The 268-nt window shown below is 65.3% G+C and carries 1 pseudogene; it reads left to right on the forward strand.

The annotated features are described in order from the left end of the window. A pseudogene (locus tag ACI43T_RS12090) lies at nucleotides 1–265 on the forward strand (DEAD/DEAH box helicase); the annotation flags it as partial. Between the last annotated feature and the right edge of the window lie 3 nt (nucleotides 266–268).

Here is a 268-nt window from a genome sequence, read left to right on the forward strand (position 1 = left end):
GAACTGGTGGGGAAGTGACGCCGACGGCGATGCCGCCGCAGACACCCAAGCTGCCCCAACCCGCAGCCGCGGCAGCGACAGAAACCGTTCCGAACGGAACAACCGCAGCGAACGCAATGAACGTAACGAGCGCGGTGACAAATCCCCAAAAGCCGACAAAACCGATCCCGGCGCCGCCTGCGGCACCATCGCCGGACGCAGCCGCCGCAGCCGCAGGGAACGCCAACCCTGCGCCCTGCTGCAACCCAATTACGGCGCAAAATAAAGC

This window comes from Neisseria oralis, assembly GCF_045062685.1.
GTDB lineage: Bacteria > Pseudomonadota > Gammaproteobacteria > Burkholderiales > Neisseriaceae > Neisseria > Neisseria oralis.